The organism is Peribacillus sp. SIMBA_075 (assembly GCF_046534585.1).
On record NZ_JAWRYN010001059.1, the window covers coordinates 1 to 255 of the forward strand.

General features: G+C 46.7%; 1 pseudogene. It reads left to right on the plus strand.

The annotated features are described in order from the left end of the window. Positions 1 to 255, plus strand: a pseudogene (locus SB775_RS31535) (glycosyltransferase family 1 protein); the annotation flags it as partial.

Consider the following 255-nt stretch of genomic DNA (forward strand, 5'->3'; position numbering starts at 1 on the left):
ACAGAAATGTCCTTCAATTTGATTTCATTACCCACCGACAGGATGTCTGTGATTATGATGAGGAAATTCGTCGGCTCGGGGGGCGCATCTTTTACGTCCCAAGTATTGGGGCGTCCTCTCCTTTGGCTTTTGTGAAAACATTGACAAAGACGATCAAGCGAACAGGACCTTATCAGGCAGTGCATGCACATACGGATTTTCAAACAGGTTTTTCCGCACTTGCTGCTAAACTTGCGGGCGTTAAGGTGCGCATTT